This is a genomic window from Microbulbifer sediminum (assembly GCF_021729035.1).
Taxonomy (GTDB): Bacteria; Pseudomonadota; Gammaproteobacteria; order Pseudomonadales; family Cellvibrionaceae; genus Microbulbifer; species Microbulbifer sediminum.
In genome coordinates this window covers 77324-91117 of the sequence record NZ_JAJSAP010000005.1, presented here as the reverse complement: position 1 = coordinate 91117, position 13794 = coordinate 77324, and the positions used below count along the sequence as shown (strand labels likewise).

General features: G+C 55.3%; 14 protein-coding genes and 1 tRNA gene. 8 read left to right on the top strand and 7 right to left on the bottom strand.

What is annotated here, in order from left to right:
• The first annotated feature begins 29 nt into the window (after positions 1-29).
• The 7 genes from pheT to LVD11_RS09685 all read left to right on the top strand — a co-directional run bounded on the left by pheT (position 30) and on the right by LVD11_RS09685 (position 7304).
• Complete coding sequence (pheT, locus tag LVD11_RS09715) at positions 30-2405, top strand: phenylalanine--tRNA ligase subunit beta (RefSeq protein WP_237058464.1); 2376 nt, start codon at positions 30-32, stop codon at positions 2403-2405.
• 151 nt (positions 2406-2556) lie between these two features.
• Positions 2557-2865 carry an integration host factor subunit alpha gene (ihfA, locus tag LVD11_RS09710; protein WP_232941771.1) on the top strand — a complete coding sequence of 103 codons (309 nt, stop codon included), beginning with the start codon at positions 2557-2559 and terminating at the stop codon, positions 2863-2865.
• Positions 2843-3199 (top strand): MerR family transcriptional regulator, encoded by a 357-nt coding sequence (locus tag LVD11_RS09705; RefSeq protein ID WP_232941773.1) that lies wholly within the window; start codon positions 2843-2845, stop codon positions 3197-3199. The genes ihfA and LVD11_RS09705 overlap by 23 nt, the downstream gene beginning before the upstream one ends.
• Positions 3200-3486: 287 nt before the next feature.
• Positions 3487-3563, top strand: a tRNA-Pro gene (locus tag LVD11_RS09700).
• A gap of 491 nt (positions 3564-4054) precedes the next feature.
• Complete coding sequence (locus LVD11_RS09695) at positions 4055-5176, top strand: PP2C family protein-serine/threonine phosphatase (protein WP_237058462.1); 1122 nt, start codon at positions 4055-4057, stop codon at positions 5174-5176.
• A gap of 2 nt (positions 5177-5178) precedes the next feature.
• The gene (locus LVD11_RS09690; protein ID WP_237058460.1) at positions 5179-6240 is read left to right on the top strand and encodes a serine/threonine-protein kinase; all 1062 of its coding nucleotides are present in this window, start codon (positions 5179-5181) and stop codon (positions 6238-6240) included.
• The gene (locus LVD11_RS09685) at positions 6237-7304 is read left to right on the top strand and encodes a serine/threonine-protein kinase (RefSeq protein ID WP_237058458.1); all 1068 of its coding nucleotides are present in this window, start codon (positions 6237-6239) and stop codon (positions 7302-7304) included. Before LVD11_RS09690 ends, LVD11_RS09685 begins: the two co-directional genes overlap by 4 nt.
• 296 nt (positions 7305-7600) lie before the next feature.
• On the opposite strand, the gene LVD11_RS09680 is transcribed toward LVD11_RS09685, so the two are convergent.
• From LVD11_RS09680 to LVD11_RS09670, 3 genes are all read right to left on the bottom strand, one after another.
• Entirely contained in the window at positions 7601-8587 is a 987-nt protein-coding gene (locus LVD11_RS09680; protein ID WP_237058456.1) for a transposase, read from the bottom strand.
• Positions 8588-8964: 377 nt separating this feature from the next.
• Positions 8965-9648: a DUF6515 family protein gene (locus LVD11_RS09675; protein WP_237058454.1), complete on the bottom strand. Its 684-nt coding sequence runs from the start codon at positions 9646-9648 to the stop codon at positions 8965-8967.
• A gap of 506 nt (positions 9649-10154) precedes the next feature.
• Positions 10155-10304, bottom strand: a complete 150-nt coding sequence (locus LVD11_RS09670) for a hypothetical protein (RefSeq protein WP_237058452.1) — start codon at positions 10302-10304, stop codon at positions 10155-10157.
• A 406-nt stretch (positions 10305-10710) separates the two neighbouring features.
• Between LVD11_RS09670 and LVD11_RS09665 the strand changes: the two genes are divergently transcribed.
• Positions 10711-11181: a nuclear transport factor 2 family protein gene (locus LVD11_RS09665; protein WP_237058450.1), complete on the top strand. Its 471-nt coding sequence runs from the start codon at positions 10711-10713 to the stop codon at positions 11179-11181.
• Between the two features lie 279 nt (positions 11182-11460).
• On the opposite strand, the gene LVD11_RS09660 is transcribed toward LVD11_RS09665, so the two are convergent.
• The 4 genes from LVD11_RS09660 to LVD11_RS09645 form a co-directional block, all read right to left on the bottom strand.
• Positions 11461-11775 (bottom strand): hypothetical protein, encoded by a 315-nt coding sequence (locus LVD11_RS09660; protein WP_237058447.1) that lies wholly within the window; start codon positions 11773-11775, stop codon positions 11461-11463.
• A 42-nt stretch (positions 11776-11817) separates the two neighbouring features.
• On the bottom strand, positions 11818-12075 hold the full coding sequence (locus tag LVD11_RS09655) for a hypothetical protein (protein ID WP_237058444.1): 258 nt from the start codon (positions 12073-12075) through the stop codon (positions 11818-11820).
• A gap of 316 nt (positions 12076-12391) precedes the next feature.
• On the bottom strand, positions 12392-12790 hold the full coding sequence (locus LVD11_RS09650) for a (R)-mandelonitrile lyase (protein ID WP_237058442.1): 399 nt from the start codon (positions 12788-12790) through the stop codon (positions 12392-12394).
• Between the two features lie 240 nt (positions 12791-13030).
• Positions 13031-13777: an SDR family oxidoreductase gene (locus tag LVD11_RS09645; protein ID WP_237058440.1), complete on the bottom strand. Its 747-nt coding sequence runs from the start codon at positions 13775-13777 to the stop codon at positions 13031-13033.
• Positions 13778-13794: the final 17 nt, after the last annotated feature.

The following is a 13794-nucleotide window of genomic DNA, read 5'->3' as shown; positions in this document are numbered from 1 at the left end:
GCAAAACAGAATTCGGACAGAGAACGACTATGAAATTCAGCAATGCATGGCTGCGGGAATGGGTAAACCCGCAACTCTCCGCGCAGGAACTGGCCGACCAGGTCACCATGGCCGGCCTGGAAGTGGACGGCATCGAGCCGGTGGCCGGGGACTTCACCGGCGTGGTGGTGGGCGAGATCCTCGCCTGCGAACAGCACCCGGACGCCGACAAGCTGCGGGTCTGCACCGTGGCCGGCCACCCGGAGGGCGAAATGCAGGTGGTGTGCGGCGCCCCCAATGCCCGCGCCGGCATCAAGATCCCGTTCGCGCTGGTGGGCGCCAAGCTGCCCGGTGACTTCAAGATCAAGAAAGCCAAGCTCCGCGGCGTCGAGAGCTTCGGCATGCTGTGTGCCCAGACCGAGCTGGAACTGGGTGAGGACAGCGACGGCATCTGGGAGCTGCCCGCCGATGCCCCCACCGGCACCGACCTGCGGGAATACCTGCAGCTGGACGACGTGGCCATCGAGGTGGACCTGACCCCCAACCGTTCCGACTGCCTGGGGATTGCCGGTATCGCCCGCGAAGTGGGCGTGCTCAACCGCTGCCCGGTCGAGGGCCCGGCCATCGAGCCGGTGGCCGCCACCATCGACGACAGCCTGGCGGTGTCCCTGATGGCCGGCGACGCCTGCCCGCGCTACGTGGGCCGCGTGATCCGCAATATCGACGTGAGCGCCACCACCCCGCTGTGGATGCAGGAGCGCCTGCGCCGCGCCGGCCTGCGCAGCATCGACCCGGTGGTGGATGTCACCAACTACGTCCTGCTGGAGCTGGGCCAGCCAATGCACGCCTTCGACCTGGCCAAGCTGGACGGCGGCATCAAGGTGCGCCTGGCAGAGCAGGGCGAGAAACTGACCCTGCTGGACGGCCAGGAAGTGACCCTGAACGACGGCACCCTGCTGATCACCGACGACAGCAAGCCGCTGGCCATGGCCGGCATCATGGGGGGCGAGGAGTCTTCCGTTACCGGCCAGACCCGCGACATCTTCCTGGAGAGCGCCTTCTTCAGCCCGCTGGCCATCGCCGGCAAGGCCCGTTCCTACGGCCTGCACACCGACTCCTCGCACCGCTTCGAGCGCGGCGTGGACTACCGCCTGCAGGAAAAGGCCGTGGAGCGCGCCACCCAACTGCTGCTGGACATCGTCGGCGGCGAGCCGGGCCCGGTACACCTGCGCGAGCTGAACGACGCCATGCCCGCCGAGCGCCACATCACCCTGCGCCGCGCGCGGGTCGAGAGCGGCCTGGGCGTACAGATCGCCGATGACGAGATCATCGATATCCTCACCCGCCTGGGCCTGGAGAAGATCGACCAGGACGACGCCGGCTGGACCTTCCTGGCCCCCAGCTTCCGCTTCGACCTGGCCATCGAGGCCGACCTGCTGGAAGAGCTGGCGCGGGTGTACGGCTACAACCGCATCCCCAGCATCAGCTTCAGTGCCGCGCTGGATATCCTGCCCGAGCACGAGGTGGAGCTGGACGGCACCGCCCTGGAGCAGACCCTGTTAGCCCGTGGCTACCACGAGGCCATCACCTTCAGCTTTATCGATCGCGAGTCCGCGGCCCTGTTCGACCCCAAGGCCGAGCCGGTGGCACTGCAGAATCCGATCAGCGCCGACCTGGCGGTAATGCGCACCTCGCTGATCCCGGGCCTGTGCAAGGCACTGCAGTACAACCTGAACCGCCAGCAGGAGCGCGTGCGCCTGTTCGAGACCGGCCTGCGATTCGTGCCCGGCACCGACCTGCAGCAGCAGCCGATGCTGGCCGGCCTGGTCTACGGCACCCGCCAGGCGGAGAGCTGGACCGGCGGTAAGGACTGGGTGGACTTCTACGATATCAAGGCCGACGTGGAGGCCCTGCTGGCCGAGACCAACGCCGCCGACGAGTTCCGCTTCGTGGCCGGTGAGCACCCGGCGCTGCACCCGGGCCAGTGTGCCCGCATCCTGCGCGGCGAGCGCGAGGTGGGTGTGCTGGGGGCCCTGCACCCGCAGCTGCAGAAGCAGCTGGACCTGCCCAAGGCAGCCTTCGTTTTCGAGCTGGACCTGGACGCCATTGGCGAGGCGCGCCTGCCGGCATTCAGCCCGCTGTCACGCTTCCCGGCCGTGCGCCGCGACCTGGCCCTGCTGATCGACGCCGATGTTCAGGCCGCCAATCTGGTGGAAACTGCTGCCGAGACCGCCGGCGAAATGTTGACGGACCTCAAGATTTTTGACGTCTATCAGGGCGAAGGCATTGATTTCAATAGAAAAAGTGTCGCTATGGGCTTGACCTTTCAGCATCCGTCGCGCACCCTTAATGACGAAGAAATCACTGCCGCGGTTGACGCAGTGGTTAAGCAGCTAGAACAAAAATATAACGCCAGCTTGCGCTGACCCCCGGCTCCGCTCGGGGTGCAAGCGGTTTAGCCCGGTGGTACTACGGGTTAAGGCACCCCGAGAGCGTCAGCTCCCGGGTTGAAAGCCGCCGCGGTTTGGGCCGCTTCCGATCCGGGACTGACGCCTCTGAATCTGTTGGTAGGAACCAATGACAGAGGCACTGACCAAGGCCGGGCTCGCCGAAAAACTGTACGAAGAGCTGGGCTTCAACAAGCGTGAGGCAAAGGAGATCGTCGAATACTTTTTCGAGGAGATCCGCAATGCGCTCGAGAGTAACGAGCAGGTAAAGCTGTCCGGCTTCGGCAATTTCGACCTTCGCGACAAAAGCCCACGCCCGGGACGGAACCCCAAGACCGGCGAGGAGATCCCCATTTCTGCACGCAGGGTGGTGACCTTCAAGCCGGGACAAAAACTTAAGGCACGAGTAGAAGAAGATGCTGGAAGCGAGCAACAATAGCGAACTGCCTGTTATCCCGGGCAAGCGCTATTTCACCATCGGAGAGGTCAGCGAGCTCTGCGCGGTCAAGCCACATGTACTGCGCTACTGGGAACAGGAATTCCCCCAGCTCAGCCCGGTCAAGCGCCGTGGCAACCGCCGCTACTACCAACACCAGGATGTCCTCCTGATCCGCCAGATCCGCGCACTCCTGTACGAGGAGGGCTACACCATCGGCGGCGCCCGCCACCAGATGGAAGCCGGCAGCCAGCAGGCGGAGAAGGTGCAGCTGCAGCAGGTACTGCCGCAGGTGATTGCCGAGCTGGAGGGTGTCCTAACCCTGCTGGAAACCTGACGGAAACCCCTGAATCACTACTGCGCGGGCGCCTGGCGGCGTCCGGCGGTGCTCGCAATCCTCATGTACTTCAGTACACTCCGGTTACTGCGCTCCGGCGGCCACCACCAGCCACCCGCTCGCGACGTGCTTCAGAGGTTTCCAGGGTTGGTAAAATGAAGCGAATCCGGGCTTGCATTCCCCGGCCAACAATGTATGATTTGCGCCTCATCGCAATGCGATGCCCCTTACAAATCAAGCACTTAGCGCCCGCAGAGGGCAAAACTGAGCGCCTGGTTTGCCTCCGTCGGAGTGTAGCGCAGCCTGGTAGCGCACCACACTGGGGGTGTGGTGGTCGTCGGTTCAAATCCGGCCACTCCGACCATTATTTGATCGAAAAAGCCCGCCTTGTGCGGGCTTTTTTGTGTCTCAAATTTAAGTCCATATTAAGTCCAAAGTGGAAATTTAGGGGCTGGATTCCGCTTGGCTTTGAAGGTGTCTGCCGGGCTAGCGTATAAGTCGTCTTTTGCTCCCCTGTCACTATTATTCGTCGCCGTTAACTAGGGACGCTACTCGAGCTGCGTCGGGCTCTGCTTAATTTCTGCTTGTTTGGGTGTGTGCAAATCTCTAAACCCAGTAGCGCCAGGTGAGCGTTCAGGAGAGGAAAAGTGGATAAGATGTTATGCTCCCTTTCTGAATAATCCTAGAATAAAGTACCTTTGATCTTGTCCTTTTGGTCTGTTGCTTAAGTCGTCCCAAGCTCGGAAAACTAGGCAATTGTGACCCTCAGCGGTAAGTGGTGCTTAGTATAGAAATACAAAGAATTTTTTTGTTGTGCGATAGATGAAAATGGATGCTTTTAGCGAGTAGTCTTAAATGAAATCAAGTACTAACTATGTTTCCCTGATAGAAACTTGGCTTAAGAGGAGGACCAAGTCCAATGGTGTTCGGCGAGTTGGTGCCTCGAATATAGCGCTATCAACTGACCTAGGATCGGTCCGAGATGAAAACCAAGATCGAGCAGTAGTAGCTAGATTTACGAAAAAGGAATCATCCAGCAGAATAATTTGTGTTACCGCGGATGGAATGGGGGGCATGGAATCCGGTCTAGATTGTGCGGTAAAAGCTGTTTCTTCATTCTTAATGGGATGTTTACAGCACATCGAAGCCCCAATTGAGAAAATGTTGCATGAAGCCGTCTTGACGGCAGATAAGCATGTTCACCATGCACATCATGGACGCGGTGGTGCCACGTTATCCGCTATTTGTTTCGCTGAAACCGGCAAAATGTATGCAGTCAATGTCGGGGATAGTCGAGTCTATGGAATTATTGAAGGAAATCTTAAGCAGCTTTCAAAAGACGATACTTTAGAAGGTCAATTTGGGAATGATGGGAATCTATTCCAGGGCAGACATGAATTAATTCAGTTTGTCGGGATGGGTGGCGATATTGTTCCGAATTCAATTCCCTTCCCTCAGGAGTCAAAAGGTTGGCTGATTTCAACCGATGGTGTTCATTTTATGGCATCGGAAGTGCTTGAGAAAGTCGCCAAAAACGCTTCTGAATCAGGTGTGGCTGCATTTAGGCTTACTGAAATGTCTAAATGGTTGGGCGGAAATGACAACGCCACTTGCATAGTACAGCTTCGACCAGAGGAAAGTTGGGACTTTTTCCGAGGGCCGGTGGCTGGTCTCTTGGAAATTTGGGACTCCTTTGGGGATTTACAATTATTTATAGATAATTCAGTTCCCAGTACGGATGCAGTGCAAGACGTGGGCAGGAGTAGCGGTAATGCCAGCCCCATTGTGTCAGATCCAGATAAAAAAGAGTCTCTTGTTAAAAAATCATCTGAGTCAGCTGGCAATAAAAAGTCTACCGGTGGCCACAAAAAGCGGAAGCCAAAAGCGGAAGCTCCGGGGAAAAAAGATGATGAAGCCAGTAGTCGAAAAAATAAACCTCAGTTGAAAATGAAATTTGATGACTCTAAGGATGGATGACAGTGGATATACCAAGTAGATATCAGCTGGTTAGTGCTTGTGGTAGTGGTGGTTTTGGTTCCGTAAGCATTTATATGGATTCTCATCTAGAACGTAATGTGGCTATTAAGACCATTCTCTCCGAAAGTGAAAAGGAAAGGCTGGTTGATGAGCTTCAGGGGTTGATGAGTCTTAGGTCAAACCATGTTGTTCAGGTATTTGATGTAGTTTATGAAGGCGATTCCCTGGCTGGAATTGTCGAAGAGTATATTGATGGAGAAGATCTGTGGGATAGCCATTTCCCTCAGTCTAGTCCCGAAAATTACTTGAAATGCCTGTGGCAAATTTCAAAAGGACTAGCTGATATTCATGAGGCGGGAATCATCCATAGAGATGTAAAGCCTAATAATATGAAGTTAGACGAAAAGGGTATTGTGAAAGTCTTTGACTTTGGCTTGGCTCGCCCAACTGATCTTGGCGCCCATACTGTAGGTTTTAAAGGTACCTATGGATTCGCTGCTCCGGAGCTATTTTCCGGTGATCATGTCGATTTTACGCCAGCTGTTGATGTGTACGCATTTGGTGCGACGGCAATATTTTTGTTAAGCAAAAGCTTGCCAGATGAGCTGCTAATGGTGCCTCCTTCCCCTCTTTCTGAATCGCAGGTTAGAACAATTTTTTCTCATCTTGATGTCCCAATCCAAGATGTACTTTTAGGGTGCCTGAGCGAAAATGCTGAAAATAGGCCTCTCATGGCGGATGTACATAGGTTGCTTTCTAAGTACCTGCTTCGTGATCGTCACCAGGCTATAGCTACACATAAAGGTAAATATCATAATTTGAACTCTGGAAATAGATTGATTTCCCTTGCTCTAAATACTGTTGGTTCGTTAAAGATTGAATATAACGGACTCGGATTTTATGTCAAAGATCGACAGGGAGAGGCCTACATAAACAATCGAGAGCCGGATGTTGGAGAAGAAATACCTGGCTCATGCGTTGTTTCTCTAGGTTCGGCTAGTAGGAAATACTACGAAAGAGCATTCATTACCTTTGATGTCTCGAATCCGGAGGTGGTTCTGTGATTGGTCCTCATGGCAACGGAGATTTGGTTGGGGAAAGATACGAAATTCAGGAGTATGTCGGTGAAGGTGGCATGCAATTTGTGTATCTTGCTAAAGATATTTTACTGGGAAGGTATGTCGCGCTAAAAACCCCAAAAAATAATGCGGCGCAGAAACGTTTTCGTAGAAGTGCTGTGGTTTCAGCAAGGGTGAACCACCCAAATGTCGCAAAGACATTGGATTATCTTGAATTTGATGAGCGATCCTATCTCGCTGAAGAGTTTATTGAGGGGAATGATTTAGATAAGGGCCTGTTGCGAAAATTTTACGCAGTTGACCCTTATTTAGTTGCGAGATTGTTTCATAATTTAAGTAAAGGCCTTTGGGTTTCGCACGACGCAGGCGTGGTTCACCGGGATTTAAAGCCAAGCAACATTATGCTTGTTGGAGATGTCAGTATAGAAGCAGTAAAAATTACTGATTTCGGCATCGCGAAGCTGGCTGATGAAGAGTTGACTGAAGCAGCAGTAGGAGGAGGGGAGAGCATTACAAACTCTCAAACTGCTGTGGGCGCGCTACCTTATATGTCTCCTGAAGCAATTAGTGCTCCCGATAAAACTGCCTACCCATCCGATGTTTGGTCACTTGGTGCGATGATGTATGAAGTTCTGACCGGCACTAAGCCGTTTGGAACAGGTTTAATGGCGATTACAGAAATTCTGTCTGATAAAGAGCCCGCGTTACCCGAAGAGCTACTTGTAAACCCTCAGTTTGCAGGCTTAGTGCAACAGATTTATGCACTTGCAACTCGTTGTATGTCTCGTACGATAGAAGACCGGCCTACAGCGAGAGAATTGGTGCAAGAGTGTGAAACGCTTTGCTACCCCATTGAACAGCGTTATTTGGGCTCGGTGCGTGATGCTCGATATCGGTGGGGGTTTATCTCCGAAAATGGTACGGATGTTTTTTACCATAATGACAGTATTTATGGGCCAGGCATTGCAGATCATGATCCTGTATGTTTCTCGAAGTTTCCAGGTGGTGGTGCTGATCGGGCTCACCCGGTTATGAAAGTAAAGGTTTAGTGTTCATCGCCGTACAGTTATTGACAGAACTCCAAGGGAGGGGGGAATAAAAAGGACACCCACAAACTGAGGATATCCGGCTGAACAGCCTTTCTCTATGCGAGTAATAATAAAAAGGACACCCACCAACTGAGGATATCCGGCTGAACAGCCTTTCTCTATGCGAGGGTGAACTCCGGCAGACGCTCTAACTGGGTAGAAATGCCTCAAGTGTGGCTTTATGCGCCAAAGTGGCCTTTTCAGGTACAGGAGGGCTGCATAGGCGTTACGGGTGGCGTTTTCTTGGACGGAAAAGGCTAGGTAGCTGGCGGTGAAAGGAAGCGCTCGCAATCGCGAATCCCATGGGTCCAGCGTTTGCCGAGTTGCTCACAGGCGCTGCGGACAGCGTGGGCACTGCCCACCAGGCTTTTGAAACGGCTCTCGAAGTGCCGGTTGAGGTAGAGCCAGTGCCTGGGATCTATCTGCAGGCGCTCAAGGATTGGTGGTAGTTCGCTATCGATGGCTCCGCGCTTGTCTTCACGCAGGCAGCGGCCGCTCCAGTCCACCAGTTCCAGGTAGTCCTGGAGCCGGAAGGGCATTCCTTCTGGCATCGGATCGCGGGGGTTGCCGGCGAAGGGCATCAGCTCCCCGGGCTGGATGCCCTCATCAGCAGCTGAGACCCGTCGTTTGATGGAGGTGTGTGCTGACGACTCCGGTGTGTTCGCCATCCTGGCCCGGATGGGGTTCAGGTCCACGTAGGCCATACAGGCTGCCAGGGCCCGCTCATCCAGGAGTGCCTGGGACTTGAAGCGTCCCTCCCAGAAGCGACCGCTACACCGGTCCTCCCGGTTGGCCTCGCGGGCGATGGACTCGTTGAGGGAACGCATAAACCAACTGATATCGGTAAGTCGTGTACGCCAGCCCTCCGCGACCTCCGAGAGGCGGGCATGCTCAACTGATCCCAGTGTTTCACCGCGCAGAAATCGCTGGGAGAGCAGGGAGCCCTTGTACAGCCGATGCCAGCGCTCCACCACTTCGTGAAGGTCCCAGCTGTCCGCCTCCGCCGAGTTGATGTGCAGGACCACATGGTAGTGATTGCTCATTACCGCATAGGCGCAGATATCCAGGGCAAAAACCCGCCCGAGCTCCAACATCCGGTCCTCAATCCATTGCCGGCGATGCTCAAAGCACTGTCCGGTGCGATCGTCCTGCCCGCACAGGAATGCCCGCCGTACACAGCGAGAGACGCAGTGGTAGTACGGCGTGGTGCCTGGACAGATTAGCGTTTTACGTGCTCTGGTCATCGCTGGGTATGAGGTCTGTATATGTATACAGTATTTTGCCTGTGTCCCCAGAAAGCTCAATAGCTCTGGCGGCGAATGCTTTATGTTTTTTGGGTGTCCCTTGTTGCTGCACTCAAGATCCTTCCTCATGGGGAGGTTGCACTCGGCCTCAGGGATGTAGTTAGGAAGGGACGGTAGGGGAGTGGCCCTCTGCGTCAACAAGGCTTTTTCAGGTGTAGAGAGGCCTTATACAGCACCGCGCATTGTCACAATCAGCGGATTGAAATTAGAGAACCGGGTGCATCACAGTGCCCGGCTCTTCCCAAAAAACTTACTCCCCCTATCCATCACTACAGTAACAAGCCTGCTCCTTAAGCTGCACTGCCTATGACAGGTAGCTAGTAATAGCGCATGCAACGCGCATACTCGTCCCGGAAGCTGCCCGGCTCGCGGCGGTAGGGGCCGACCCTGGCACGACGCGATTGATCCGAGGCGACGCGACGGCATGTCGACTGGAGCTCGCGGTAACTTTCACCTCGGATATCGTCGCGGAAACGGTAGCGCCCGTAATAACCCTCGTATTCACCGCGGTAGCTTCCGTAGTCACCGCCGCCGCGATAACCCGGCGCGGGGAGCGGGTAGACCCGGCGTACTTCCGGAGGCGGCGCTACCGGAGCAGGAGCCGGAGCCGGGGCCGGAGTTGGTGGGGCAAGTGAGGCAATTCTCTGCGGCGCGCTGTAGCTGTAATAGTCGCGCCAGCCATAGGGCGGGGTTACGACCGTGAAATCGTCGCCGTCAGGTTCGTATACGAAGAAGGTGCCCCTGGAAGTGACATAGTAGCGCTCACCACCCATGGTGAAGGTACCGCTGCTGCCTGGAACATTCGGCACCCGCGCGCCCAGTGGGGAATCCACGCGGACAAAACCACCTTTGGCCGACCGGTAGAATGAACCTACCCAATAGTAATACGTCTGGCCGCCTACAAGGATTTGTGAGGCGCCGCTGGGCAGGGACCTCACCCGATCATCCGCCCACGCCAGCCCGACGGCAAAGCTGAACAGAACTGCGATGGCATAGCGCATAGCGACACACCCTCTGTTGCAAACTGCTGGAAGTTTACTCAGCAGCTGCGCTTTTCCCCAGTGCCCGGCACAACTCCAGGCGCCCCAATAGCAATTAGGCATAAAAAGGACACCCACCAACTGCAGGTATCAGGCTAGAGAGCCTTCTCTAAGTGAGGGTGAATTCGGGAAAGCGGTCTAGCTGGGCCAAGATGCTTGTAGTGTGGCGTTACGCGCCAAAGGGGCCTTTTCAGATAAAGGCTGACTGCATAGTCGTGACGGGTGGCGCCTTCTTGCAAGGGAGGAGCCAGATAGCTGGCGATGGAAGGAACCGCTCACAATCGCGAATCCCGTGGGCCCGGTGCTTGCCGAGCTGATCACAGGCGCTGCGCACCGCGTGGGCGCTGCCCACCGGGCTTTTGAAGCGGCTCTCGAAGTGCCGGTTGAGGTAGAGTCAGTGCCCGGGATCTATCTGCAGGAGCTCGAGGATGGGTGCTAGTTTGCTGTCGATGGCTCTGCGCTGGTCTTCACGCAGGCAGCAGCCCCCTCCAGTCCACCAGCTCTACAAAGTCCAGCTGCCCGAGGGACACCAGGCCCCAGGGCGGGGTGCCGTTCTCAGCCGCCGAGAACTCTTGCTTTATGGAGGCGTCAGCTGACAATTCCGGTGTCTTCGCCATCCTGGCCCGGATGGCGTTTCGGTTTCACGTAAGCCATCCAGGCTGCCAGGGCCCGTTCATCCACGAGTGCGTGGGACCTGAAGCCCTCAGTAGAAAGTGCAATAGCGTAGGTCGAGGATGCTTTATATCTGATGGATGTCCTGGATAGCTCTATACCGGTCCAAACAAGTTGATATAAGCATTGGGTGCTCGTGAGTGTAGGCCGAATACAATCTTGCTTTTCAGGTGCCGAAATAAAGGGTTTAATGGTGCTGTGAGTGCTCAGTCGCTCATCCATCCAATTCAATATTGTAGCCTTTACCGTTATAGGGAAGTGCATGACAGGCAGATGCAGCGGGTCAGCTTCCGCTGAGCCCAACTAATCCACTGAGTTGGGCATCATTTACAGAAACCAGAGGATAATAATATGAATAAGATGTTCCTGTTTATAGCTTTAACTTTATCGACCATCGCGTCTTCTGCCCAAGAAACAGAATTTGATGCCGAAAAATTCGCGAATGAATATTTTCAGGCATTTGTGGCCACTCAAAGGCCAAACGCTAAACCAGAGGATATCGAGAACTATCTGTCCTTGCTGAAGGATGATGTGGGGCATCAACATATACCATTTGATACGGATGACTCTCGATCGCCTGATGCAAAAGACCGGATGCGCAAAGGCATGACCTACTATCTAGCTTCTCATGATAAATATGAGGCCGAGCTGATTGAGGTTCTTTCATTCGGCAAGAACGGAGTTGCACTCCGTTATAACCAGGAAGCCAGTGGTGTGCATCCCGATAACGGTAAACGAAACAGTTACACCAACCATAAGTTAGAAATTCTAGAAATCGAGGAAGGCAAAGTCGCTGTAATACGTATATACGACGTCCAGTAAGGCAGGCATGACCACACGCTGCAAGGGGCGACGAAACTCTGTACGTCCCTTGTACGGTAAACAAATAGAAAGGGAGAAATAAAAAGGTCATCCACTAACTGACAGAATAAAAAGGACACCCACCAATTGAGGATGGCGTGTTGAAGAGTCTTCCCCGAAACGAGGCTCAATTCGGGCAGGGAGTTTAACTGGGTCAAGACTCTTTTGATGTGGTCTTACGCGCCAAAGTGGCCTTTTCAGATACAGGAGGACTGCATAGTTGTGACGGGTGGCGACTTCTTACAAGGAAGGGCTAGGTAGCTGGCGGTGAAAGGGGGCGCTCGCATTCGCGAACCCCGTGGGACCAGCGCTTTCCCGGCGCTGCGAACTGCCCAACAGGCTTTTGAAACAGCTCTCGAAGTGCCGGTAGAGGTAGAGCCAGTGCCTGGAATCTATCTGCAGGGGCTCGAGGATGGGTGGTAGTTTGCTGTCGATGGCTCTGCGCTGGTCTTCACGCAGGCAGCGGTCGCTCCAGTCCACCAGTTTGGTATAGTCCCGTAGCCGCAAGGACATCTCTTCGGGCATCGGATCGCGGGGGTTGTCGGCGAAGGGCATCAGCTCCCCGGGCTGGAAGCCGGCCCTGGCCGCCGGGACTCGTCACTTGATAGAGGTGTGGTCCGAGGATTCGGGTGTTTTCGCCATATAGGCCCGGATCGGGTTCAGGTCCACATAGGTCATACAGGCTGCCAGGGCCTGTTCATTCAGGAGTGCCCGTCCCTCCCAAAAGCGACCGCTGCGCCGGTCCTCCCAGCTGGCCGCTTCAGCGGAGTTGATGTGCAGGACCACGTGGTAGTGATTGCTCATTACCACATAGGCGCAGATATCCAGGGGAAAAATTCGCCCGAGCTCCGACATCCGGTCCTCAATCCAGTGCCGCCGGTGCTCAGAGCACTGTCCGGTGCGATCACCCCCCTCCCCCCGCACAGGAATGCTCGCCGTACACAGCGTGACACGCAGTGGTAGTACGGCGTGGTGCTGGGGCAGATAAGAGTCGTGCGCGTCCTGGTCATTGCTCGGCACATGGTGTGAATATATGTACAGTACTTTTCCTGTGCCCACAGAAAGCTGAATACCCCTGGCGGCGGATGCTTTATGTTTGCTGGCTGTCCCATATAGTCGCATTTCCCCGCAATCCCTGCATGTGATTTCGCAGGGAAGCCCGGGCCTTGGCTTAATCGAGGTACTGTTCATCCGTCACGGGCTCGAGCCATTCAACGTTTTTTCCATCCAGTGCTTCCTGAACGGCAATATGGCTCATGCCTGTGCTGCTGGTCGCCCCGTGCCAGTGCTTGTGGCCGGGTGGGCACCAGATGCTGTCCCCTGCGTTAACCTCGACACGGGGTTCACCCTCGCATTGTGTCCAACCCTTTCCCGAGGTCACGATCAGTAGCTGCCCGAGCGGGTGGGTATGCCAGTTGGTTCGAGCACCCGGCTCGAACGTGACGAGTGCGGACGTAAGTCGTGAAGGCTCCTGTGCCTCCAGGTGAATCGGGTCGATACGCACATCACCGGTAAACCAATCAGCCGGACCCTTGATGGAGTCCTGTGAGCCGTTTTTTCGCAAGATCATTGCACTCTCCTTGATGTTGGCTTTCGTTTCCGCAGCGGCCGGTGGGGCAGCTGTGAGTGCGCCTACCAGGAGGCAGGCCGCGGCAAAGCCGATGACCGACGCCTTTACCTGGCTGGCTATAAAAGCAGAGGTTTTGTGAATCTGGTGAACCATACTCCCTCTCCATTTGCATTGAGGTGAAGGTGATCAGTGGCCTGAATTCCCGGGAAATATCCCCGGGAATTCAGCTGGCACCCCAAATCAGATCGGTTGGGCCGTCGGGCGGAATAGGATTTCGTTCACGTCCACGTCTTCCGGCTCATTGATCGCAAACGCTACCATGCGCGCAAAGCTGTCGGCGGGAATGGCGATCTGGCTGACAAAATCCTTTGTCTGCGCCTGGATCTCTTGATCACTGATATGCTCGAGCAGCTCTGTTGCCACGGCTCCGGGGGAGATGATGGTCGTGCGGATGTTGTAGGGCTTGACCTCCTGGCGGAGCCCCTCGGAAAGTGTCCGCACGGCATGCTTGGTCGCGCAGTACACGGTGGCGTCGGGCCCGAGCTTATGTCCGTAGACGGACGACACGTTGATGATGTGTCCGGACTTTTGCTTCGCCATATGTGGCAGTGCGGCAGCGATGCCGTACAGCGTGCCCTTGAGATTGACATCGATCATTTGGTCCCATTCATCGGTTTTAAGCTGCTCGAGTGGGGCCAGGGGCATCAAACCCGCATTATTGACCAGCACGTCGACCTTGCCGAACGTCTCCACAGTTGTGTCGAGCAGCTTTTTAACCTGCTCTTTATCGGCGACATCGGTCACTATCGCTTTCGCCTGGTGTCCGGTAGATGCCAGCTCTTTTTCCAGCGCCTCGATGCGGTCCTTGCGGCGCGCCGCGAGGACAACGATTGCGCCGCGCTCCGCAAGGTGGCGTGCAGCGGCTTCACCATTACCACTGCTGGCGCCGGTAATCACAATTACTTTGCCTTTCACGTTATCTATCATGGAAGCCTCCTCATGAC